Annotated in this window: 13 protein-coding genes; all 13 read left to right on the top strand. The window is 39.7% G+C overall.

Annotation, left to right across the window (positions count from 1 at the left end; genetic code table 11):
* Window positions 1-19 precede the first annotated feature (19 nt).
* The 13 genes from M9949_07415 to M9949_07355 all read left to right on the top strand — a co-directional run bounded on the left by M9949_07415 (window position 20) and on the right by M9949_07355 (window position 25,926).
* On the top strand, window positions 20-10,912 hold the full coding sequence (locus tag M9949_07415; protein MCO5251235.1) for a GEVED domain-containing protein: 10,893 nt from the start codon (window positions 20-22) through the stop codon (window positions 10,910-10,912).
* A gap of 188 nt (window positions 10,913-11,100) precedes the next feature.
* Window positions 11,101-13,272 carry a hypothetical protein gene (locus M9949_07410; protein ID MCO5251234.1) on the top strand — a complete coding sequence of 724 codons (2,172 nt, stop codon included), beginning with the start codon at window positions 11,101-11,103 and terminating at the stop codon, window positions 13,270-13,272.
* A 62-nt stretch (window positions 13,273-13,334) separates the two neighbouring features.
* Window positions 13,335-15,428: a hypothetical protein gene (locus M9949_07405; GenBank protein MCO5251233.1), complete on the top strand. Its 2,094-nt coding sequence runs from the start codon at window positions 13,335-13,337 to the stop codon at window positions 15,426-15,428.
* A 31-nt stretch (window positions 15,429-15,459) separates the two neighbouring features.
* Complete coding sequence (locus M9949_07400) at window positions 15,460-16,773, top strand: hypothetical protein (protein ID MCO5251232.1); 1,314 nt, start codon at window positions 15,460-15,462, stop codon at window positions 16,771-16,773.
* Between the two features lie 63 nt (window positions 16,774-16,836).
* Entirely contained in the window at window positions 16,837-18,696 is a 1,860-nt protein-coding gene (locus M9949_07395) for a hypothetical protein (protein MCO5251231.1), read from the top strand.
* Window positions 18,697-18,702: 6 nt separating this feature from the next.
* On the top strand, window positions 18,703-20,073 hold the full coding sequence (locus M9949_07390; protein ID MCO5251230.1) for an OmpA family protein: 1,371 nt from the start codon (window positions 18,703-18,705) through the stop codon (window positions 20,071-20,073).
* A 36-nt stretch (window positions 20,074-20,109) separates the two neighbouring features.
* Entirely contained in the window at window positions 20,110-20,481 is a 372-nt protein-coding gene (locus M9949_07385) for a response regulator (GenBank protein MCO5251229.1), read from the top strand.
* A gap of 18 nt (window positions 20,482-20,499) precedes the next feature.
* Window positions 20,500-22,713 (top strand): CHASE domain-containing protein, encoded by a 2,214-nt coding sequence (locus tag M9949_07380; protein ID MCO5251228.1) that lies wholly within the window; start codon window positions 20,500-20,502, stop codon window positions 22,711-22,713.
* A 9-nt stretch (window positions 22,714-22,722) separates the two neighbouring features.
* Window positions 22,723-23,139, top strand: coding sequence for a response regulator (locus tag M9949_07375; GenBank protein MCO5251227.1), 417 nt, complete (start codon window positions 22,723-22,725; stop codon window positions 23,137-23,139).
* 107 nt (window positions 23,140-23,246) lie between these two features.
* A complete protein-coding gene (locus tag M9949_07370; GenBank protein ID MCO5251226.1) occupies window positions 23,247-24,539 on the top strand; it encodes a 3-isopropylmalate dehydratase large subunit in 1,293 nt (430 codons plus the stop codon).
* A gap of 1 nt (window position 24,540) precedes the next feature.
* Entirely contained in the window at window positions 24,541-25,041 is a 501-nt protein-coding gene (locus M9949_07365; protein ID MCO5251225.1) for a 3-isopropylmalate dehydratase, read from the top strand.
* Between the two features lie 425 nt (window positions 25,042-25,466).
* Window positions 25,467-25,685: a hypothetical protein gene (locus M9949_07360; GenBank protein ID MCO5251224.1), complete on the top strand. Its 219-nt coding sequence runs from the start codon at window positions 25,467-25,469 to the stop codon at window positions 25,683-25,685.
* Window positions 25,666-25,926 carry a type II toxin-antitoxin system RelE/ParE family toxin gene (locus M9949_07355; protein ID MCO5251223.1) on the top strand — a complete coding sequence of 87 codons (261 nt, stop codon included), beginning with the start codon at window positions 25,666-25,668 and terminating at the stop codon, window positions 25,924-25,926. The genes M9949_07360 and M9949_07355 overlap by 20 nt, the downstream gene beginning before the upstream one ends.
* The last annotated feature ends 156 nt before the right edge of the window (window positions 25,927-26,082 follow it).

Here is a 26,082-nt window from a genome sequence, read left to right as displayed (position 1 = left end):
TTATTCTTACTCACAAATAATGACTGTCAAAACAGGTGGTACTAATGTTTTCATGTCAGAAAATGCAATTGTTACCCTAAATGGCGGCGTCACAATCGAATCCGGCGCTTCGCTTATTCATGAAAACGGTATAAAATCCGACCTATTCATTAGTGGCAGATTCTTCAACTATGGTACATATACTCAAAATACCAATGGATTACTGACTTTCGTCCAAAATGAACTTGATTCTATCGGTGGCGCAGCTAACTATTCGATTGACCGAATTGTGGTTAATAAAAGCGGTACTAACAACGTCACGCTTGACCCCAATACGAATTTGAGCATAAATGACAATTTGAGATTGCTTTCGGGTTCGGTTCATTTGGTAAACTCCGAGCTCATCATCACCCCGACTGCTCAGATATACGCTAATGCTATGAATGATTATGATTTGGCTTCTTTCGACAGCCTTAGGTGTATAATCAACATTGGTAGTGATGGCGACCCACTTTTAGGCGGGCATTTAGTCAGACAATTGCCAAGTTCGCAAACTTTACCTGTTGATGTTTTGTTTCCCGTTGGTACTCCCGGTGTTTATACACCTGCTGAAATTAACATTCTGACTGGTGGCGCCTCGTTTAGCACAAATCCCAGAATTGCTATCAAGCCTGTTCCGCAAGAGCATCCAATGGTTGAAATTGAGGACAAATCATTAACAAAGTATTGGAATATCGAGACTGAAGATATTGATTTGAATGATGACGGTACTACAGTTCAATTCTATTATAATGCATCTGAAGTTGAAGGCAACGAAGGTAGTTATGTAGTTTTATACTTCTCACCGGCTTATAATAATCCATTTGGATTTTGGAAAATCAATCCAGGTGCAGATAACGATATTGTAGATTTCAACAACAAATTTTTCTATTCTCAAAAAGTCGATTCTATAGACGGTGATTGGGTGGCTGGTGAAGTAGTTGTGGCACAAGCAACTTATTACAGCCGAGCCGATGGAGATTGGCACGACCCAAATACTTGGTCTAAAGTTTACTTTGGTGATGTTGCTTCTACTACCGCACCAAATAAGCAATCTGATAAAATTCGCATTCAACATAATGTTATAAATATTGATTCTGCTGTTGCTCCTGTTGGTACATTATCATTGGAAAATGGCACCGAGGGACGCGACCCGGGTAAACTCTTTATTAATGGTGACTATGAAATTGTTGGCGATTCTGTTGTTATAGAACTCAATACGACTATCGGAATTGGTCATAGTGAAGGTGTCTTTGCAAATCCCACAAATTCAGGGCAATTCCAAACTTCTACACGAGTTTTCAGCCAAAATGCTGTTTACGAATTTGTTGGTTCAGGCAAGCAATTTACCGGAACAGGCATTCCAACTACAGTTCGGTCAATAGTGGTAAATAAAGCCGCAGGTGACACTCTTGAGCTAAGTAAGAATTTTGCGATTACTGATTCTTTGATTATTAATGATGGAACGCTTGATTTAGCTTCCACAACTATAAACGGCAATACATCAGGCAGACTGTTCCGTATGGATGGCGGTGAAATTGTGATTCGTTCCACCTTCCCAACAAACTATGTTTCACCTTCGTTTACAGTTGGAAGGGTAAGTTTTGATGGTACAGGAAACACTACAATTCCAACCACAACTACTACGCCGGGTGTGCAGCAATACTTTGATTTGAAAATTGCCGGCGATACTCGCAGTGGTAATGTAACGTTCCCTAATTCGGGGCAAATGATTATTAGGAATAGTTTAGATATTTCGAATTTGAATTTTGCAAGTAATTCCTATGCTTTTTTGACTGACGGTTCGACAGTAAGATTTAACAAGAACGGCGGGACTCAAACTATCCCTACTCGCCCGGCATCACCGGCTGATACAACTGTCAATCTCCAATATTACAATCTAATCCTTGATAGCGCCGGAACAAAACAATTATCAGCTATCGGCTCGCCTACGTTCAAGGTTTTGAATGATATTACATTGAATCACAACGTAGAATTCGATGCAAATAATTTCAATCTTGAAGTGCAAGGAGATTGGTCAAATCAAAACGGGAGTACATTTATACCCGGTTCCGGTACGCTAATCTTTAGGTCAACTGTAAATCTTAATACTAATAATATTACTTCACGCGATACAAGTGATAATCCGTTCAATAATATTGTTTTTGCAGGTGCGGGTATTGTTGCTCCTTTAGATGATATTAAAGTCCAAGGGAATTTGCGAATTGATAGCGCCGCTAATTTTAAATTAGGCAATTTTCACCTTTCACTGTACGGAAATTGGTTGAATGATAAAGGAACTTTTATTTATGATAATTCCGATGTTCATTTCAACAACAATTCTTTGCAAACGATTTCAAAAACGATTGGCGACCAGAATTTTTATAATCTGACAATAAACAACAACGCAGGAGTTAATTCCCAAACTGTTGGCGCTGTTGGCAATGGAATCATTGTCAATAATAATTTGATACTCCAAAATGGAAATTTGCGACCTCATATCGGTACAGATTATCGTTTTGTGACTGTTCTCGGCACTCTGACACGACCCGGAAGCGGATTCATAGACGGAGAACTGCGTAAGGTTGTTGGGATAGGGGCTCAAAATAAAATATACGAAGTTGGTTATAATACAAGCTACACTCCGGTAGAATTAGATTTTACCGGAACCGGTGGAGTTTCAGGGTTGATGGGCGTTTACAGTGACACAGTAACAACTGCAACGTCTCCGATTGCTTGGACTGATGCTACTCCAACCGGATTGACTCCTGCAAACAGTCTTATCAAACCTGATAAACACGTTGCACGTCAATTTTACATAAACAAACCGACAGGCGGTGCTTTTGTATTGGGTACCGATAGAGAATTCAGTTTAGATATTACTTTTATTCCAGGGGCATCACCAAATGGTGACATCCGAAATAATGCCGATACTGCAAATTTTGACATTTTGTATTATACGGGCTCCTCTTGGGTACGTCCATATACTTTTACTACATATCCGGTAATGTCCGAGAGACTTTCTAATTCTACGAAAATTAGCAAGTTGAAAGCTTTTGGTACTTTCATTGTCGGCGAACCCGTTTTAGTTGAATATTTCACGAGAGCTAACGGCAATTGGGATTTGCCATCGAATTGGTCAACCCAATCTTATGGTGGCTCTGCATCGGCTTCCTATCCGGGCGAAATATCAAACCACTACATTGCAAACATCGGAAACGGCAATACGATTACGCTTAATTTGAACGTTAATGTTGACAGTACCGGAAATGAGCAGGCGTTCGTTCGAGTTGATTCGAGTGGCAAGGCGCTTTTGGGAACTAATTTAATCCAAGGTTCGGGTGCTTTCAAAATCGCAAAAGACGGTATTGTAGGTAGTGCTGAAGCAGATGGGCTTCGTTTGACAGGTGCTTTGGGCAACATCAGAACCAGCGTAAGGGAGTATAATTTTGGCAATCATGGGCGTTCCCATTTCATATATTATGGCGGGAATACTCAAACCCAAGTTGTAAATAATTTGCCCGATACAGTCGCTTCAATAGTAATTGACAAATCAAGCAATGCTCTGACTATTAGTGCATCGCCGGCTAAGAGTATTGTTGTACGGGACAGCCTATATCTTGACGCCGGAACTTTCACTTTCGGTTCAAATTTCGATTTAACCATTCATGGAAACATCCGAAGAGACGATGGTACAACATTTAATCCCGGTACACGGACTGTAACTTTTACAGGAGCCGGTGGCGATACGATTACAAACTTGTCCGCTTCACCATTAGAATTCTATAACTTGGTACTATCCAAGGTTGAGAATACGGGTAGTGTATTATTGTGGGACAATACTGCATTAAACATTCTGAACAATTTAAATTTTACAGCAATTTCAGCAAACAAAACCTTACTTGATGCTCGTCAAAGACCGAGTGCTTATGTGCAAATAAATTCAGGAGCAACGGTTTCCAATGCCGGAAATAGTCGCGGTTGGGTAAATGGTGAAATGAGGCGATATATTCCATCCGGTGATGCACCGGCAGTAGAATTTGAAATTGGGGATACTGCTATTTATTCGCCATTTTACATTGATTTTGCTTCCGGTTCCGGAAGTGCTGCAGGTTATTTGGGGGCAAAAGTCGAATTGGGTATGCACCCTTATCATTTGAATATGTACAATCCATCAATTTCTCCTGCCCGTGTGATTGGACCTAAATATTGGAGATTTACTCTACCAAGCGGTTCCACTTTTGCTCGCGGCACAAGAAATTATAATGTCCGTGCTTCATATGCAGTACCCGGCGATGATACAAATGTTGATGATTATGCGTGTACCGAAATGGCTTTCATTCGCGAATGGACTAATTCGGTTGATTGGCAGGCTATGTATGCTAGTAATGGTGGCGCCAATGATGGTCAGCCATTTGCATGTACTGATACGCGTGATTTGTCAAACACCCCACAGTTTGCTTATACCGGAGCAAATGCAGGCGGTATTGGTTACACCCAAGCCAATAGCGTAAATCTCGCATTTGGGAATTCTGAATCAATAGGTTCTGATATTTTGCTCGGTGACTTCGTTGTAGGTAATCAAGCAGGATTGATTAATTTTTACATTTTCTATAGCATAAATGATGGTGATTGGACGGACCCCAATAATTGGTCAACGGTATCATACCTTAGTGCTATTAACGAAGCAGCTACAGACCCTGACCCGGGAGTGCGTGGATTTCCACATCGCCAGTATGATAACGTTTATATTGGTAATAACCGTAGTATCAAGCTCAATACAAATATTGGGACGAACAGACTTTCTTCAATTAGTATTTTAAATGCTTGGGCAGGTCCTTCTGTCAACGTTGAAGCAACTGGTGCTTTGGATTTTGACGCATTTGTGCTCAGGTTTAATAATTTCGAAGCTAAGGCAGGCTCTAAACTTACTGTTGGTTCTCAATATGGTATTGCTACGAGTGGAACAAAAAGCGGTAATCTGCTTGGTCAATATACTTACCCGAGCGTTTTGGATAGTATTAATATTGTTTATAGTGCTGTCGGCAATCACATGAATAATTTGCAAGCTGTGGCTTTTGCAAATAGAAACGGCACTACTCATTTTATCGAAAGAGTGAGAATATTAGATGCTTCTGCAAATGTTATTATAGATAACTTTTCAGGTAATTCGCTTTTGAGGTCTTCGGGTTGTGTTAATATCTATCCCGAACATCCCGCTGTATTAGTTGCCGGACAAACTTATACTTTGCAAATTAATCCAAGCAACGTCAGCACTAACCGAAGATTCCGTGCATGGATTGATTATAATTACGACGGTTCTTATGCAAATTCGGCACCTGAGATGATAATGAGCCAAAATTCAAACGACACAACATTAGTTTCAACTAATTTTACAGTTCCAATTGGCACAGGAAATAGCTCAACTTTTATGAGAGTGGGGATGCGGGAAACAAATTCTGATTTTAATGCTACAAGCACAGGTACAGGTGAATTTGAAGATTATACTATAAAAATAATTAACCCTGCTACAACTGTTGCTCAAGTATCCGGCAATGGTTTGCCTGATTGGGTTGCTTCATATTCGGTTCATTCCAAGCAACCAAATAGCACAGTTGCACCTGAAAAAGATTTCAGCATTGTAGATTCATTGAAGATTGTGTCCGGTCAACACCTTAATGGTACGCGAAACATCACGCTACTTGGTGATTTCATCAATGACACTACAAATGGATTTGCCGCAGGTACAGGCTCACTCATTTTCAGAGGTGCTGACGATAGCGAAATTCGTGGCAGTGCAATTACAACATTTAATATTTTGAACTCTCGCAAAAATGGTGCGGATATAAATCTGGAACAAAATGCAATTATTTCAAATTCGCTTATTTTAGATTCTGCAAATCATTTCCATATTGCCGATAATATCAATCTTACCATAAACCAAACTGCAACTGTTACTCCGGGTGCAGGAACTTTTGATGCAGATAGAATGTTGGCTACAACAGGCTCTGCAACTTCCGGCACTATCACCAAAAGATTCACAAGTGGTACTGGAGTGTTGAGAAATTTCAATTTCCCGATTGGAGTTGAGCCTCTTTTCAATCCTGCATTTATACAAGCTACTGCCAATTACGGAGCTAATGCTTCGATAACCGTTAAGCAAGTTGATGACAGGCACCCATTGCGTTTGATGGATAGCTCATTATTTCATTATTGGACGATTTCTACCAACGAGGTTACAAATGTAACTGCTGATAGTTTAAACTTTTCCTACAACCAAGTTGAAGTCGTCGGAAATGAATCTATTTATTTGCCCGGGCGTCGCCGTGGAATGTGGGAAATTAACCTTGGAAACAATCCGTACGTTGATTCAATTAACAACAAAATTATTGTCACAAATGTTGACACCTTGGATGGTGATTGGACTGCCGGCGAACCACTAATTTATTTCAATGGCAGAATTTTTTATAGCCGTATTAATGGTAATTGGAATAACAAATTGAGCTGGTCGAACGAACAAGCACTCAAACATAACGGTCCTGCTGCATCATATTTCCCGGGAATGTTATACAATAACGATACAGTAAATATTGATGGTCATTTAATTGCTTTCCGTGATTCGCTTCATATTTCAATTGATTCATTGAGGGTTGGAGGCTCAAACCCCAATCCGGGTCAAGGTATATTGCAATTTAGCGATTCGCCTGCCGAGAAAATTTTGGAAATGAGGGAGATGTTCCTTGACGAAGATGGTATGATTACGGGAACTACACCTGTCGGCGGCAGAAGAGATACTATCCAAATCACCGGCAGCATCAAAAACAATTCGACTGCAAGCGTTTCTCTGCGGAACGACAATGATAATTCTACAACAATTAAATTTGTTGGCGATGAGAATTCATTGATTTCAGGTACAGGAAATTGGGGCAGACTCGGCGATATTATCCTTGAAAAGGATGGGGGATTGCTTGATTCCTTATTTATTTCTTCTCCAAATTTTGCCATTGCAAGTGATACAACTGCAAATTATAGTATTGGTTTAAATTCCGGAGTTCTATCGCACAATTTCCCAACTGATTTGTATATTTCTACCGATGGAAACCCCATCAATATGGGTAACAACACGGGGATTCACATTTCTAACGGCTCAATCCGCACTCGTTCAACTGTGACTTCAAACTCGTCAACAACAATTGTACTTGACAATGGCGATTTGTGGGTCGGTGATAGTCCGAACGAACATTTCCTTTATAGGACAGGTACTATTTTCGACCAAAACTTTGGCACTGTCAGAGTTGCCGGAGCTTTTGCGAGAGATTTGACTACATCCGAAATTGATTTCAATCTTGCAGGAAGCAATGAATTTTTTGTCAATACTGTCGGCAATACATCTACAAATATCGGTTTTGATATAAGCAATTCCAATTCATCTTTCTCCATGTCTGATGGCAGAATTGTAATTGCCAACGCCGGAGGCACAACGACTTCTGTAGCAGATTACAGGGTCAGTGCTCAAAACGGTACAGGTATGATAGGTGGTATGATTCAGTCGGGTGATACCGCTCTAACTCCGAATAATACAATCGTGAAATTGTCCGGTACTATGCCTGTTTATAATCTATTATTTGCCAATAATCCGCTAAATGCTGTATCTACACAAATTAACGAAGTAAACTTTACGATTAAAAATGATTGGACTATTGACGATAATCATTCATTCAATCTCAATGGCAGCACGGTAAATCTTGCGGGTAATTTAAGTAACTATGGTAATTTCGTTGGAGTTCCTCCGGGACCAACTTCGGACGCTTGGTTGATTTCGTTAAACGGAACGGCTGACCAAACTTTGCTATCGCAATCGTCGCCACTTGAAATTTATAACATTAGATTAATAAAAGCTTCAGGTAATGTGTTATTATCTGCAGTTGGAAATTCAGATTTAGTGGTTCGGAACTCGCTCGAATTTTCAACCACCAACCAATCATTTATAGATGCTTCGGCTACAAACAGATTTGTCGAGCTAAGCCCTATGGTTGGAAGTAATCCGCAAGTTTTCAGAGTTGGCAAGGGTCACGTCTTTGGCAGGCTGTATCGTGAGCTTGCCACCGGAAATGCCGAAGTATTGTTCCCCGTCGGGGCTGATACTTTAGATAGTTATCGTCCGGTAATTTTTGAAACTGTCGGTGCAGGTGGGACTGTCGGGCTTGTAGGCGTCAGAGCTTACGAATACGCTCATCCCGATACGGCAAGTTCAGCATTCAATACTTCTACCAATGTTCAGAAATATTGGAATATTAATACCAGTGGTGCTTTTGATTTAGGCGCCAGAACTTTCAATGCTACTTTGTTCTTCTTGAATCCACAGGATATAAACGGTGGCGACCCACTATTCTACGAGCAATATCTATACAATCCGCCGTATCCTCCTTCAGCAGGTGTATGGTCTGATTTGTTTACATCAGCTAAAACAGATACGAGTTCTAAATCAATTAATAATACAACGTTTGGTGATTTTGCCCTCGGCGAGCCTTCCGGTATTACTTTCTGGAGCTATAACGATGGCAGTTGGAATGATATTAATACTTGGTCTATGAGCGGATACACTACTTTGACACCTGCAACTCGTACTCCAAATGAAGCAACGGATATTGTACGAATCGGATATGGCAAAACTGTTACTCTGCCCGATGGATACCAAGATACCGTCCGCTCTGTCATTGTTGAACGTTATGACGGACTTCCGGGTTCGCTTTATATAGTCGGCTCCTTTAATTACATTCGAGGAACAAGCTTTATACTCGAAGATAGTTGTACGATTGGCTTGATGCACTTGAATGGCATTACGCCTTCTGTAAACGGTTTCTCGGGGGCTGTGCAAACTAATATTCGTAATTTCGGTGTTAGTCGTTATCATTACAACAGCTCTTTTGGTTCGCAAAATACCGGAACAGGCATTCCTGATTCGGTCAAATCAATAATTATTGACAATCCGGGCGCCGTAAACAAAACTGTGTTTATGTCTGTCCCCGGTGGACCAGTTGTCAGAGTACAAGATACGCTTTTGATTAGGCAAGGTACATTCAATGCCGGTAATAGAAATTTAACTTTGTATGGTGTAGCTGCAGTTGACTCTGTTGTCAATGATGGAAAATTAACACCTACAAGTTCATCGGTCAATTTTGGCGGATTAAATGATAAGTATATAGTAATTCGGAATAATTCGGGTATCAATTTCAACAACGTCAATATTCTTGGTGGTGATGTAATTGTGCATCGTCCTGTTCTGAACAATCCTACTCGGACTCATGTTTATATTGCCAATCAATTGAATTTTGCAAATCCTAATACATTTTTCTCCTTGAATGATAGTGTCCACCTAACGATACAGAATCCGGCTTTGACATCAATTCTGAATTTTGGAGCTAATAGATTTGTCCGAACAAGTATCGAAAGTGGCTTTTTGATAAGAGCTATTAATCCATCGTTGACATATACTTACCCCGTTGGTTCGGATACCTACTATGCTCCGGCAGTTTTTGTCGGTGGTATAGGTACTGCCGGAAGAATCGGTGTCAGAACATCACCCGGAGTATTGCCATTAGAGGCACATCGTGGCTCGTCAGGCAGCCCATATTCATCTTTCATCGAACGATATTGGACAATTGATAGCGTTAGTGCTCAAATCAATGGTCAATGGACTTTCAACTATGTTGACGACGATGTTTATAATAATGAATCTGATTTCGTCCGTATTGGCAGATGGCGCCCCACTCGTGAACGCATTCCGGGGGTTTGGGCATTCCCGTTCAATCCGCCGACAATTAATATTGCCGGTAACTTCTTCCAAACTGATGCGGGTTATGATTATAACGAATTCACAGGCGATTGGACTACAGGCAGTGTAGATTATTTCCGTCGCATATTCTATAGCCGCCAAACAGGCAATTGGACCGACGAAAACACTTGGACATATAATCCCGCACATGCCGGACCAATATCAGGAGCAGGAATTTTCCCAAATATGCTCCAAGATTCGGCAATCATCGGTGGTGGAAATGCAGGGGTTGGAAATCATGTGGTCAATCTTGACATCAACGACCCGATATTGCCCGGATTTGAAAGCGGCATAGCTCTCGGCACAAGTATTTCAAATACTGGAACTTTGGTTACCGGAAATAATATCATTTCTGCAGACCATTTCACTATGGAGAATTTCTCTTCATTATATATCGGTTCTCCTGATGGCATTACAAGTCTCGGCAATCCACTAGGAAGTGTCCAATCCGTTATTGCTCGCTCGTTTAGCAAAAATGGAAAATTCTACTACCAAGCTGCAATTAATCAAGTTACAGGGAATGGTTTACCTGATAGCGTCCGAAGTTTGACTGTGATTAATTCCGGGGCAGCGGGACTTAATGTCGTAACTTTAACTGATGATGTGATTACCCGTGATTCACTTTCAATTATTTTGGGAATTTTGGATTTACAGGCAAATATCGCTAATTCGGCAGGAAATTCTCGCTATTGGCAGGAAAGCAATACAATTTTGCGCGTTGGTGGGACAAATTCTCTCGAAACGGCTTTGAACAACTATTTGTCGTACAATTTGCCGGTTGACAGTTGGATTGATTTCAACGGAACTGCTCAAACCATTAGTGATTTGCCATTAAATTTGATTCAAGATGTAGTGTTATACACTGGTGGGCTGGGTGGCGTTTTTGTGAGCAACCCGGGAGATAAGACAGTTAATGGTCAATTATTGGTCAGAGGGAACATCAGTGTTCGTAATTCATCAACTCTGAATAACTTACAAGCCGATGGTTTGTATATATTGGGTAACGTAATTAATAGTGCAACTATCGTAAATCAAGGTATTATTCACTTAGGGCAATAATTTGGCATAAGATTTATTAGAAATATATTGTGTTTTATAGTTATAATTGTAAATTATAATGTATATTATATGTTAATTAAGTAATTGTACTTAATTTGGTATTTGTTGAAATAGTTAAATTTGAATTACTACGAGAATTATTTTTTATATTGAAATCTACTTTTTTTCTTATTTTTATTGGAGTTTATATGAATTTTAAACTTTTACTCAAAACATCAGCCATTGCTGTATGTTTTATATGTTTCTTCGCTATCAGCGATGCTACAGCCCAGGACTTCGTCAGTGACGGAGCTTCTGCTGATTACAATGCTACTTGCGGTGCAGTAGTCCGCATGAAAGGAAATGGGAGCAAATTTGAAAATACTGGTGGTGCTAACCTTGGTGAAACTGCCGGAAGCGTTATTCCCGGTGTTGTTGATTGGGCAGGAAACGGTTCTAACCAAACTGTTCAAGGTTTGTACTATTCTTTACTTTATACTTCCGGCACTTCTACTAAAAACGTAGAAGATGGAGTATTCGTAATGGGTGGAGCTTGTGCTACATTTTTACCGGGTTATGATAATTTAGCCATCTACCCTTACTATGCAACAGGTGGTGACAGAACATATGCCGGTACATTCACTTACGGCGGTTCAGACCCACAAAATCTCTTTCCCGAAACAACCGGTGCAAGTGGTACTGACTACAATATCTTAGCTCTTTCCGGTGGCGGAACTAAGACTATACTTGGTACTGATGACGTTGGTACTGCTTTAAATGTTGATTCTGATGCCGGTACAACATTAGCAATAGTTGGTCAATTATATACAGGTACAGGTACTTCTACTTTAGATGGCGAAGTTGAATTCAACGACGTAGCCGCTGAATTGATTGTTGGTACAGGTGCAGTTGATTTCAATGCTGATGTTGATGTAAATTCAGGTACGATTTCTGCAGCTACAGGCGCAGGCGAAGTTACTGTAGGTAGCGCTTCTACTTTGACTCTTGGTGGCGACGATTCATTCTTAGATTTTGCTGCCAGCACGAACTTAACTATCACTGGTGATATCATCAATAGCGGTAATGGTCTTAACTTGTTATTTGCTTGTTTGTCAACAGTTACTTATGATGGTACACAAAACCCACAATTAGTAATGCCGACATTGACTACCAACTCTTATGGTAACTTGGTTTTGACCAATGGTGCGAAACGCGGTGATATTGCTGCAAATTATGCAAATGACATATTCCTATGTAATAACTTTGCTCTTACAGGCGGCAATTTCGATATGTTCACTAACACTGGTACTCTTACTATGTTAGCCGTTGCCGGTACTGCTACTTACGGCGGTGGAACAGGAAATGAAGAAGTTGTAGGTTCTATGGCTCGTACAATGGATGCAACAGCAGCTTCATATGTATTCAACAACAGAAATACTACAATTGATTTAGATGCAGATGCTAATAACCCAACTTTAGCAACAATCGAAATGCGTCCCGGACAAGGTACTACAATGCCTGCATGGGTTGTTGCTACTGACGTGAACAGAAGTGTCAATCTTACTCATAATGCTGCCGCTGATTTCGACATGGAGTTAGCTGTTGGTTATTTGTTTAGTGAAGGTCCCGGAGCCCCATTATGGGATGCACCAAATACACAAGCATCAATCAGATTCCATGAAGGTAATGCAGGAGGCGACGATGAAAAAATCGGTACAGGTCAAGTTTATAACAGAACTGCTGCTGCCGGTGCTGACTTAGGTCAAATTTCGTTAGCAGGTATCGCAAGAGCAGCTAATACGGCATTACCTAACGACCTTGACAGATTTGCAAGTGGCAACGACGTGATTCTTCGCGCCGGACCTACAACTTTCTACACTGTTGACGATGGTCGTTGGACAAACCCGAACACTTGGGACGAAGGTACGCAACCTTCATCACTTGACGATACTGAAATCAGACACGCAGTTTATGTTGGTATAGATGGTCCATTTATTGGAACTCCGGGCGGTACTGATGGTGTAGCAGCTAACAACACATTAGCAGAATCTGACCATTATGGTACAAATGCAGCAGCAAGAACGATTACTATTGCTGACGCTTATGCAAATGCTTCGATTATTATTGGTAACGAAGATAACACTGCTTCCTACATTTTCCATACTTCATTTGACGGTGGTTCATCATTCTTGAACAACAATACAAATGCTCCTACTGCAGCGTTCCCTTATGCAATTGCTAAAGGTTCAGCAAACAAAACTGATTTCAACGGTCTTTGGTTGATTAACTCACTTGGTGCCGGTACTCCCGGATTTGGTACATTCCAAATTGCTAACCAAGGTACAATCAACAACGAAGGCGTAATCGAAGTCGGCGAATAATTTTAATTACTCCCATTTCCCCCTCTTTTAAGAGGGGGTTAGGGGGTGTTATGAAAGAAAGAATGAAAAAAAATATAATAAATATCACCATCACCATCATCTTACTATTAATTGCAGGCTTGGGAGCTAACGCCCAAAACGCAATTGATAATACAGGAGGTGCTATCAAAAACTCAGGTACCATTAGAGTTAAAAATGGTCAGGTGAAGAGTTTGCCTGATACGCTTGGTGGTAGAGTAGAATTTTTGCAAAAGGTAGAATCTTCGCAGCAAGTTATCCCGAATATTGTTTACTTCCAATTAGTAATCGCAAACCAAGCAAAAAAAATCGTTCATGATTTGAGAGATGCCAATAATGTTATCAAGCCATTGGTAGTTCTTGATTCGTTGATTGTTGTTGATAGTGCACATTTCACTACTCGTTGGATAGGTTATGAGCCCGAAGACGTTCACGCGAAATCTACTGTTAAGAATAATGCTAAATATTCAGGTCCACGATATATCGTCCTTAATGCCGAAAATGAATCCCAAGATTTGATGGGTGTTGGTTCATTTTCGAAATTAATGATAGATAATCCCCATGGTGTCAACGTTGTAAGCGGTGGTTTTCTGATTGATGAAGAACTCAAACTAAACAGAGGAGAGCTTCGGAATTCACAGGAAAACAACTTCACTATGCAGGATACTACGCTGATTGTCCGAAATGTCGGAGCATCACTCGCCGTAGAGCCTCAATTCGAAGCATCAGTCAACATTCGCTATATCGGCACAGGTGATTTGGTCACCGGTCCTGAAACGCCGTCTGATAAGTCGGTTCTAAAAGATTTGTACGTCCAAAATACAGGCAATACTGAACTTTCCAGAAATGTGACCGTGAACGATTCACTATTTGTCGGAGCCACTGTCAATACGCTTGAAGATACTCTTACTTTTACAGCGGATATAAATCCTGTTTACGCAGGGTATAATGATGCTGCTGAAATTGCAGGCAATTTTGAACGAACTAACTTAGTGTTTGGTGACACAATCTTGCTCAACAATCCCCATACTTGGTTGCTATTTGCTAATCAAGCTGATATGGCAGCAATTACGCGTATAGTAAGTACAGTCAGACCCTTGACTTATCAACCTTATCCCGGTGGCGATGAAAAAGTACAGAGAATAATCAATTTGCAAGGATTCGACGAATCAAACAATCCGATTGACCAAGGAATGGCAGCCAGTTTTGGGTTCGGCTGGAGACATTTGCAGAATGCACAATTCCACGAAACGGGTAATTTGCCTGTACCGGAATTGCTGTTGCAACTTTGGATTGGTAATAATTGGTTTGACTTCGATTCGAATGAACCTACGATTGATTTTGCTACAAATTGGGCATTTAGCGATGTCCAATCAATATCGCAATTTGGCGAATTTGCAATTGGTTTGCCCGGTATGATTTCAATTATTCTTAATGCTCGAATGTACCTCGAAGGTCCTTATCTGAAAGGAAATCAGGGCAGAATGCATACTGAACTGAATAATAGGGGATTGCTCGCACAGACAAATTATGATGCTTATCCGATTAATCTCGATACAAAATTCGACCCAACTTTGATAACTCAAATCCCTGATTCGGCAGTTGATTTTGTTGTGCTTGAATTTAGGAAAAAAAGGAATGAACAAGCAAGCTTCTATAAGACTGTATATTTGCATCCGGATGGCAGATTGTTTGACATTCATGGAGATTCGAACATAAGAATTACTCGTCAAGATGGAATTGATTCCGGTGGCGGAAATTACCACCTTGTAATTCGTCACAGAAATCACTCTCCGATAATCACTGCCGAACCATTAGCTATATTTCCGCAAAATAACAGCTTTTTGTACGATTTTAGTCAACCCGGTTTGATTGAAGGCTCGGAAGCATCTATGAAAATTGTCGAAATCAACGACTTAGGGCAAAGGATTTTTGCGCTCAAAGGCGGCTTCTTGAACGAAGATGTTGCTGTAATGGGTGGCATTTTCAATGTTACTCAAAATTATACGATGAACTACGACCACGAAGGTTCGTGGATTGGTTTTACAAAATACGGCTTTTTCAACGCAGACTACAACATGGACGGTCTAATCAATACACGTGACTTTAATATAAGCTGGAATAATAGAAGACAATGATGAAATCCAAGCTAACGGGAAAAAGTCTTGTATGAAAATTGCAAAAATATTCATAATTGCTTTGTTTGTCTTTATCAGTTGCGTAACTAATATTTATGCTTTGGATACGCTTGCTTTTGTTAATGTGAATAATACCTATTTAGTTAATTCTCATACACTTGAGTTCCAACTTCGGATTCAGAGAAATTCGGACAAATGGCTGAAATTTGTAAACGGAACATTTCAATTTACTTTTCCGCAAGGAATAACAATTGATTCGAATGATTTTGAAATTCAGCTTTATGAGACCGACCTGCCGGAAACTGTAATTTCGGGTGCCGGATTGCCCAAAAAAGAGTATTTAATCGAGTATCAAAAATATGACGAACGGTTTAGTATTACAATTCTGGGACCCGAAAATTATATTGATTGCATGGAAGTACCTCTTGATACATCGCTACTCTTAGGTCAGTTCAGACTTATCAAAAATGGGGGAGACCCTATTCCGAATCGTATTGATTGGCTGCAGCCCCAATATTATTACCAAGCAGTAGCATATAAAATCGAGACGGATTCGATTGAAAGGAATGTCACTTGGTATTATGCTGACGATAATGTCGAAATTCACGATGGCAGAAACAACACTTTTACTATTGGTTATGATGACAGGCGACCCTGGGGATTTGAATTCGAAGATTTCTGGGTACGCTACGTCGGACAAACAAATTTGCAGTATGGGTGGTCAACAAGGCGGGAAATTAACGCAGTTGGTTATACAGTACTGAGAGGTTACAAATTTACAGATGAACAAGTCGCATATACAGACACTATCGGCACCTTTGTAGATTACGACCATTACATTGCTGACTTTCTGAGCCAAGGTATTTCACCATCGGGCTTCATTTATGGCGAATTCGACGACCAGGTCCAATACCGAGGTGGCGATTATTCTTATGCTTTGTGGGGGCGCTTGATTGACGACGACGGCTACGAATTCGACTCATTGCTTGCTATTCGTGATGTGCCTGTTCCTCATGCTGTGATTGTGCAGGCAAATGCAACACCAAACCCATTCAATATTACGACCAAGATTAATTACAAACTTGACGATGACGTTTATCTGACAGCTTTTGTAAGCGATTTGTTGGGTAAACAAGTCAAATTTCTAACTCATCCTGAAACAGGCGAGAAATTTGATAAATTACTGATGCCAATGGGCGAACATTATACAATTTTTTCAGCCCCTGAACTCGCTTCACAAGGGCTTTACAATATAGTTTTGCTTGCTTACCCCATCAATGACCCTACTATTGAAATATCCCGAGCGGTAGTCAAAGTCCAACTCGTCAAAGATGGCGTAAGATAATTTGTACCTAAATATATGCTAATTAAATCAACGATATGTTGTAGTTTGTTTTTTCTTTTCATTTTGACAGTCCAAGCTCAGAATGAAATTACAATCGTTGAGCCAATTGCCGGCACAAAACTCCTTTCCGGTGAAACTGTAAATATCGTTTGGAATATGGACCAGCCTAACCCTGTGGATATTTTTTATTCATACGCAGGGAATCAATACCTAATAGCTTCAAATATTGTTGCTCCGCCTTACCAATGGTTAGTACCATATTTAAATACCGATGAATTGGAGCTGATTGTCAAAAGTTACGAGCTCGAAATGCCTTTCCTTATATGGCATCAGCCTGATGCACATGTGACCGAAGTAGGCTCAATCGCCTTTTCCGACGATGGTAATAGATTGATTACCACCGGAAAAGACAACAAAGTAAAAATTTGGGACATTCCGAGCCGCGCGATGATTGATGAATTTTTAATTGAGCCCGGTGTATTGAAACAAGCAGTTTTCTTCCTATCGGATGGTTTCGTAGCAGTCACAGATAGTGTGTTGATACTTTATGATTTGCTGAATGACATTCGTGAGGAGGTCTATGCTCGAGATTATGGCACTACTTTTAGAAATGTCAGCTATTCGGATTTCAATGCTTTAATAGCTGTTGGCACAGAAAATGGCAAAGTTTATACTTTTTACCCGAATGGTGAATTAGTCGAAACTTATGAAACCGGCACTTCGTCTATAATTTATTCGGTCAAATTCGGCTTCGATGGCTCAAAATTATTATTTACCGATTACGAAGGCTATACGCATATAGTTGATATTGAGTCGAGCACAATCGAAAAGAAAGGTGCTCATGGTAATGTTACTGCTAATACGGTCGTATGGTCTGCAGACACCGACAGTAGCTATTCGAGTATAGTTACTTGTGGGGTTGACCGAACTGTTCGGCTTTGGGATTATGAACAAGGCAATCATTTGGCTTCGTTTAATTCCCACGCTCAACACATCCGAGCAGTTAGAATGTCAGTTGACGGTAGCAGAGCGATTTCAGGTTCATTAGATAGCTATATCAGGCAATATGATGTTCGGAATATGTCTGAACTGACCCAAATCGCACTAAATCACGGTGGCGGCGTTTTGAGCCTTGATATCACGCCTAACTTAGATACAATTGCTTCTGCAGGACGCGATAATTCGTTCAAAGTATGGAGCAATGACGAAGTATTTATACTCGAGACATCGGAAAATTACGAATTGGAAAATGATTTATACATTCAAGTACCTGACAAAATTGTCTCAGCAGGTTCGAATTTTGAATTGCCTATATTCAGCAATATTTCTAAAGCTCTCGAACAATCAGGAAAGTCTGATTTCGATTTCAACTTAACTTTGGAAATCCCGATTTTGATAATGGAACCCGAAATAGGCATCACTTCATTACCCGGGCAAATTTACGATACAATCACTTTCCAAGGCAATTTTGCTCTCGGCGATGAACAAATTTTTGATTTTAATTCCCTTGCGATATATTCGTATATAGACCGAGACTCGGTCAGGATTTTAGATTTTGAGATTATTGGATTAGAAATTCCTTCAATTCGTTATATCAACGGATTGATTGTAATTGTCTATGATTGCGAAGGAGAATACGTAAGACGAGTTTATGTGGGCAACGAAAGAAACGGAATTTTACTTTATCCCAACCCTACAAAGGAATTTGCAAAATTAGCTCTCGATTTGTTGGAAACAGCAAAGTATGAAATAATTTTAGCTGATTTGAACGGTGTCAAGAGGCAAATGATTTATAATGGCGATTTGAATTACGGTTCTTATGAATATGATATTGATTTGACCAATATTGAAAATGGGACTTATTTTGTAATTGTCAAATGGAATCAAAAAGAAATGAATTACAAGTTTCAGGTGAGCAAATAATAAAATATGAAAAGCACTTTAATTATACTTATACTCATAGTTTTATTAAATACTGATGCCTCGGGTCAAGCACCGAAGGGTGAATTCAAGACCATGCATATAGACAAAAACCGAGATACAATTGCCTTAAACAGAAGCTATGGTGATTGGTGGTTCGGTGCTCGTGGCGGACCAAGTGCTTTATTGTATTTTGGCGAACTGAATCTGTTTCAATTCCCGGGTGAAATAGAAAACCCATTCAACTCAATTTTGAATTACTCATCAGGCTCCGGATTGGGCTATTTTATTGGGCTAACTGCCGAATGGATTCCCGTAAATGAAACATGGGGCGCCGGCGCCGGCATCAACTTTATAGACAAACGAACATTTACATCCGAAACCAGACCATTGGAAGATTCTTTAGATACAAAATATGAAGTCGTAGGTGCAAATTCGTTCGTAAATTTCAATCTTTACGGTCGTTATAATTTTCCGCTTCCGGGATTGCATGGCTTAATCGGACTTGATATTGATTTGATGATTGGTGATGATTTCAAACAAAGGAAAAAATTCATAAACACGGGCGATATTTCCCAAGACCAAACCGTTGCAATTAACAATTTTAAAGCCGGACTCGGTCTCCACATCGGAATCGGGTATGATATTTTTTCAGCCGATATAATCAATTGGGGACGCATGATGATGACTCCATTTGTTACATTACATCTTGCAAGTTCATCTATAGGCGATAATGAAAGCAAATGGAATGTGTTTTACGCCAAAGCAGGACTTGCAATTAAACTTGGCAAAGACAAAATCCTTTATGATACTTTGAAATATGACCCACTTTTTGAGCCACCACCTGTTTATTTCGCATCTGTTCAAGATTCGCGGGGTATTGAATTTGCCAGATATATTCCCGCAGAAGCTTTGCCATCAGCGACGATTGATTTAGTCCAAAATCCGGTGTTGTTAGGCGAGTTACGACCTTCCGAGTTAAAAGAAACTGAGCGACCCAAAGTAACCGTACCTGAAACACCAATGATAAATGTGGCTGTGGGACAGGCTAACCAATTCAGATTCCCTACATCAGCTTCAACCGGATTGTCAAAAGATGTTAAAGAATATTTAGATGCCGTCGCTAATTATTTGTTAGCAAATCCAAATGCAGAAGTTAGAATTGTAGGGCATTCGGACAACCAAGGTACATTATCTGAAAATACGGAACGTTCACGGGCAAGAGCCAACAATGCCCGACAGTATTTGATAGCAAGAGGAGTGCCCGGGGGTAAAGTACTTTCCACTTTCAGTGGTTCGCTTAGTCCGGTTGCTCCGAACAACACTGAAGCAGGAAGACGACAAAACAGAAGAATAGAAATTGTGATTAGTTCAAAATAGTTTAATTTAAAACATAGAATAATAAAAGAGGCAGATATGTCGAAATCAAAAATATGTGTTATTGAAGATAACAACCCAATCCGAATGTTGTTCTCTACATTATTAAGAAAAGCAGGGTACGAAGTTGTTGATTTTCCAAATGGGCAAACTGCAGTTGAATGGTTAAAGGCTAACGAATGTTTTGGCATAATAACTGATATACTTTTACCTGATATTTCGGGTAATGAAGTTTTAAATATTGTGAGACAATCGGCTCTTAATAAGGATGTACCTGCGATTGCAGTTACAGGGTATTCTGATTATGATGACAAGGAAAAATTTCTTAATTATGGTTTTAAACATTATATGACTAAACCGGTAGATGTTAATACTTTTGTAGCTGAAATCAGAAGAGTTTTTAATTCGTAATTTAAATTGGAAAATAGAATGAGTGATGTAAAACAAACGGTATCATATGATAAGATTTTAAGGGATGTTGCCCATAAGGGAGCCGGAATACATTCCATAAAGAAAACTTATCCTGCCTATCTAATACTAATTATTTTATTGGTACTGAGTTTTTTTGTTCGGGATATTGTTAGCAATCAAATTGAAAGTGAGTTGCAAAGTGAGTTTAATAAATCGACTACTAATGTAATATCTCGTATTGAAACCGTTAATCTGAGAAATCTGGAAGTGCTCTTTTCAATGAGCGGATTGTATGATTTGATTATTGACGTTGTTCGCGATTATTTCGAGCTTTACGCCACAATACCCACAAGAACTTATACTTCAATATCCGGGATTTCATACATTGCTCAAGTCCCGAAAAGTTCTTTGAGTGAGTTCGTTTTCTATGTCCGCTCGCAAGGCTATTACGACTTCGAAATTCAAAGTAATAACGAAAGTGATTTGTATTACCTTATCAATCATTCTATTCCATATAGCCGAAATATCCACAGAATTGGTTTCGATTTAGCTCCTGAAAAGCAAATGTTCAATGCAATTGAATATGCTCGTGATAATAACAAAGCTACCTCGACAGGATTTTACAATACTCGACCTGATACTTTGGGAATTTATCTTATTACTCCAATTTATAAATATGGCACGGAAAGAGAAGATTTGAACGATAGGAGAAATAATTTTGCCGGTGTGGTTGCAGTAGAACTCAATGCTAAAAAGTTTTTTGAAACAGCTCTTTTGAACGAATTTTTAGTAGGTACCACATATACTCCGATTGACACTACTATTGCTTACAAAATTTATGATAAAGACGAAAACGGTGAATTGTTTACGATTTATTCATCTACGAATTCTGCATTGATTGATTCTGATTATAAACCTATGCTTCAGAAAGATGAAACAATAATGATTGGCGATAGAGAAATCACAATTAGATTCTACACAACACCTACTTTTGGCGGTCAATTAACTGCCAATATGCCTTTAGCATCATTGATAATTTCTATACTTATCAGCTTTGCCTTTTTTGGATTTGTTTATGCTGTAGTCACATCGCGTTCTCGAGCACTTGAATTGGCTGACCGTATGACAAGGTCGCAACGCAGAATTGTCGAAACTTCTAAAGATATTATCGCTGTCATGAAATTTGACCGAAATTGGATTAGCATGAACCCCGCAGCTAAAGATATTTTCGGGGTTGATGAAATCGAAGTGATCGGAACATCGTTCGATGATTATGTTTTTGATGATGAAAATCTCCGCGAATTCAACAAAATATTGAATATAAAAGCTGACCATGAAATAACCGAAAGAACCTATTTGAAAATGAAATCACAGACTGAAAAATTCAGATGGGTCAATTGGTCGTTCACTATTTCTCCCAAAGACAAATTAATTTATTGCATCGGGCGTGATGTCACAATCGAAAAACTCGCAGAAGAACAAACATTGCTCCAACAAAAGCAATTGAAACTTGCTGAACTTTTTGCGCGAGAAGCGATTGAATCGAAGAACTATTTCATGAGAAAAATGAGTTTCCAATTGCGAAATTCTCTTACCGGTATCTTGGGATTTTTGCAAATGGTAACGGGTAAATTATACGAAACTGATGATGAACGTGATTCGTATGTTAAATTGGCGGAAGAATCCAGCGAAGAAATTTTCACTTTCGTTTCGGATATGATTGACGCAACAATTGTCCAAGATAAAACTGCAGTTGCGTTTGAAACTGCTAAGTTAGTTGATATATATAATGCTGCCCAAAGTCATTATACTATGGATAAAGATGTCAATCATAATGTCAAATTCATTGTTGATGACGATACCAAAAAAGTCAAAGTTTACGGTAACATCGAAACAATTACAATCGCTACCTATAATGCATTCGACATACTTTCTACAGGTATTGATAAAACCGAAATAATAATTCAAGCACAAGAAAATGCTTATGAGAGAATTGTCGAAGTCCAAATTCTCGGTGGTGCGAACAAATTAGTCTCAGAAATGATAGGCATGTACAAATTGAATTCGGATAATACTATTGAAGCACTCAAAGATGATAAATCAGATATTTTGCTCAAAATATCTAAGATTAATGCTTATTTTAATATAATGGGTGCAAAGCTGACTGTTGACACTTTCGGCGTTGAAGATGGCAATTTGATTACTTTTAGAATTCCATTCAATAAGGCGTAGGATTATGTTATGTTTGAGAATTTTTCAGGAAACAGCTCGAAATCGGTTTTACTGATTGACGATGATAGCTGGGTTCATAAATCAATAACCCATTCTCTGGAAAAAAAGGATTTTACTGTTTTTTCGGCACTAAATCCTTATGACGGAATAGTCATGGCGATAAATCATAAGCCTGATGTTATCATATTGGACTTTATTCTTCCTGAAATTAGGGGAGATACTATGTTGAAATTACTCAAGAAAATCGAAATCACAGAAGCAATTCCTGTGATAATTATTTCTGCAAATATTGACAAAGACCTCCTTCGCTTTGCTATCGCAAACGGTGCCGTGGCATTTATTTCCAAGCCTTTCACTGAAGAAGTTATCCAAGAAAAAGTTCATTTTGTACTTGAAAAACCTGTACTTGAAAACACTGCTGTTTGATAGGTCATATGCTTTAATTTCATAATTTTGTATAGTGCTTTGGTGCAAATCCGAAGTATTATATTTAATGTCCGTATTGTACGGATTTGTAAAAAATTGGAGTTATTATGAAACAAACAGTTGTGAGGAAAATACTTGCCGAAGCTGTTGGTCAACCTCGAGTCAATGTCGGCGATGTTATCGAACCACGCGTTGATTTGGCGATGTCGCACGAGAATGCCGCTTTGGTAATGAATCAATTCTTCGAAATTTACTCGGGACTCAATGCCGAACCAAAGGTTTGGGACCCGAATAGAATCTCTATAATCTTAGACCACAGAGTACCTGCCGAAAGCAAGAAAACAGCCACAAATCAAAAAAAAATCCGTGAATTTGTTGCCGAACAAGGCATTGCCAAATTTCATGACATTCGCGGTGATGAAGGTGGAATTTGTCACCAAATTCTACCCGAGATGGGCTATGTTTTGCCCGGATATGTCGTAGTCGGGACAGACAGCCACACTACAACTCATGGCGCTCTGGGTGCTTTTTCATTTGGTATCGGAGCCACCGAAATGGCTTCAGTATGGGCTTTGGGACACGTTCTCAATGTAGAAGTTCCCGATACAATCAAAGTTGTCATTGATGGCGAAATGCAAAAATTCGTTTCTGCAAAAGACATCATTTTGCATTTAATTGGCAAAATATCCGCCCAAGGAGCAAATTTCAAAGTTCTGGAATTTCATGGCTCGACAATTTCGGCAATGGATACATCAGGACGACTGACAATCAGCAATATGAGCGTCGAAGCAGGTGCCACGTCTGGCATCATCCCCGCCGATAATGAAACTTTGCGATACTTGAGAGAAGTTGCCGGATTTAAGGGAGCATTTGAGCCCGTTTTGCCGGACGATGATGCCGAATACTGCCAAACAGTGCATATTGATGTGTCCAAACTTGAACCTCAAATCGCTTGTCCCCACACAGTTGACAACGTCAAATCTGTCAGCGAAGTAGAAGGGACAAGGATTCACCAAGTTGTAATCGGGTCATGCACAAACGGAAGATTGGACGATATAAAAATCGCTGCCGATTTACTTCGCGGACAAAAAGTATCAAAAAACGTGCGTATGTTGGTATTTCCTGCATCATCGCGGATTTATCGCGAAGCTTTGGAATTAGGCTATGTTTCCGATTTGATGAGCGCAGGAGCCGTCGTCATGAATTCCGGTTGCGGACCATGTTTGGGTGTTCACCAAGGTGCCTTGGGTGACGGCGAAGTAGCTCTGGCTACTACAAATCGCAATTTCAAGGGCAGAATGGGCAATCCCGTTGCCGAAGTTTACCTCGCATCACCTGCTGTAGCGGCAGTATCTGCAATTACGGGTGTAATCACAAATCCAATCAAAGGAGGATATTAAAATGCTCAAAGTGATTTATAAATTGGAAGATGATATTTCTACCGATATAATTTATCCGGGAAGATACATGGCGACTGTATTGCCAACTGAAACGCCGCAATATGCCTTCGATGATATGAAAGACCTCAATCAGTTGCTCAATGGCAAATCTGCCGACGAGCAATCTATCCTTGTTGCCGGAAATAATTTCGGGTGCGGTTCATCGCGCGAACAAGCCGCTTCTACCTTAGTCGGGCACAATGTGATTATAATCGCCAAAGATTTTGCACGTATCTTTTTGCAAAATGCTATCAATCTTGGTTTGCGAACCATCATTTGCCCTGATATTGAAGCATACGCCGGAGACAATTTGGAAATTCATGACGACAAAGTCGTGAACCAAACACGCGGAACAACACATCCGATAATTCCATTACCCGAAGCTCGCCGTGCAATCGTCGAAGCGGGTGGCTTAATACCCTACAGCCGCTTAAAACTGAAGCAAAAGTTGGGAATAAGTTAGTGGCTTAGATGGACTCCACCTGCGAGGTGGAGTCCATCTGAAATTTTGTAGGGATAGCAACAGCGTTCTGTCCGAACCGTTGGTCATTCTGAAGCCGCAGGCGAAGAATCAAGATTTCATAAAGGCATGGATTCTTCGCTTCGCTCAGAATGACGAAAGAGATAGTTCAGATCACCTTGGCAGGTGTGTCACATCTGATACTTTGTAAGGACAGCAACAGCGTTCTGTCCGAACATCCGGTCATTCTGAGCCGCAGGCGAAGAATCAAGATTTCATAAAGGCATGGATTCTTCGCTTCGCTCAGAATGACGAAAGAGATTGTTCAGATCACCTTGGCAGGTGTGTCACATCTGAAATTTAATGTGAAATATCTTATATGATATATCGTTTGATGATTTAGTATTCTTAAAATGAAAAGGAGTCTTATGCCTGATATTAGTTTTATAACCGACCAGAATGGTGCAAAAACCCATTTGTTGCTTCCTCTGAAATCGCCAAAGAAAATTACTTTGGAATACATCGAGGATATTCAGGATATCATTGCCTACGAACTTCTAAAAAATGAGGAATCTGTTGACTATAAATCGAGCATTGAATCCATCATAAAGAAAAAGAAGAAATTGGATGTATCGGATTCTAATTAAGAAAACAGCCCTCAAAAGTCTCGACAAATTGCCTCTTGATATTCTCGAATCTATTAACGAGAAAATCTTTTCTTTAGCCAAAAATCCAAGACCACGTGGTTGTAAAAAATTAATTCTCAAAGAAAATCTGTATCGGATTCGCGTTTCTTCATACCGCATTGTTTATACAATACAAGATAAAATTCTAACGATTGAAATTATAAAGATTTCCAAGCGCGATGAAGTCTATAAAGATTTGTAACTGTTTTGTCCGAACCGTTGGTCATTCTGAAGCCGCAGGCGAAGAATCAAGATTTCATAAAGGCATGGATTCTTCGCTTCGCTCAGAATGACGAAAGAGATAGTTCAGATAACCTCGGCACAGGTGTGGCACATCTGATATTTAAAATATTTTGCA

It is taken from the genome of Candidatus Kapaibacterium sp., assembly GCA_023957315.1.
Classification (GTDB): domain Bacteria; phylum Bacteroidota; class Ignavibacteria; order Kapaibacteriales; family UBA2268; genus PGYU01.
This window is presented reverse-complemented; position numbering and strand designations above follow the sequence as displayed.

Coding starts and splice junctions, on each gene's coding strand:
- M9949_07415 (MCO5251235.1), top strand. CDS start 20: ATGACTGTCAAAACAGGTGGTACTAATGTTTTCATGTCAGAAAATGCA.
- M9949_07410 (MCO5251234.1), top strand. CDS start 11,101: ATGAATTTTAAACTTTTACTCAAAACATCAGCCATTGCTGTATGTTTT.
- M9949_07405 (MCO5251233.1), top strand. CDS start 13,335: ATGAAAAAAAATATAATAAATATCACCATCACCATCATCTTACTATTA.
- M9949_07400 (MCO5251232.1), top strand. CDS start 15,460: ATGAAAATTGCAAAAATATTCATAATTGCTTTGTTTGTCTTTATCAGT.
- M9949_07390 (MCO5251230.1), top strand. CDS start 18,703: ATGAAAAGCACTTTAATTATACTTATACTCATAGTTTTATTAAATACT.
- M9949_07385 (MCO5251229.1), top strand. CDS start 20,110: ATGTCGAAATCAAAAATATGTGTTATTGAAGATAACAACCCAATCCGA.
- M9949_07380 (MCO5251228.1), top strand. CDS start 20,500: ATGAGTGATGTAAAACAAACGGTATCATATGATAAGATTTTAAGGGAT.
- M9949_07375 (MCO5251227.1), top strand. CDS start 22,723: ATGTTTGAGAATTTTTCAGGAAACAGCTCGAAATCGGTTTTACTGATT.
- M9949_07370 (MCO5251226.1), top strand. CDS start 23,247: ATGAAACAAACAGTTGTGAGGAAAATACTTGCCGAAGCTGTTGGTCAA.
- M9949_07365 (MCO5251225.1), top strand. CDS start 24,541: ATGCTCAAAGTGATTTATAAATTGGAAGATGATATTTCTACCGATATA.
- M9949_07360 (MCO5251224.1), top strand. CDS start 25,467: ATGCCTGATATTAGTTTTATAACCGACCAGAATGGTGCAAAAACCCAT.
- M9949_07355 (MCO5251223.1), top strand. CDS start 25,666: ATGTATCGGATTCTAATTAAGAAAACAGCCCTCAAAAGTCTCGACAAA.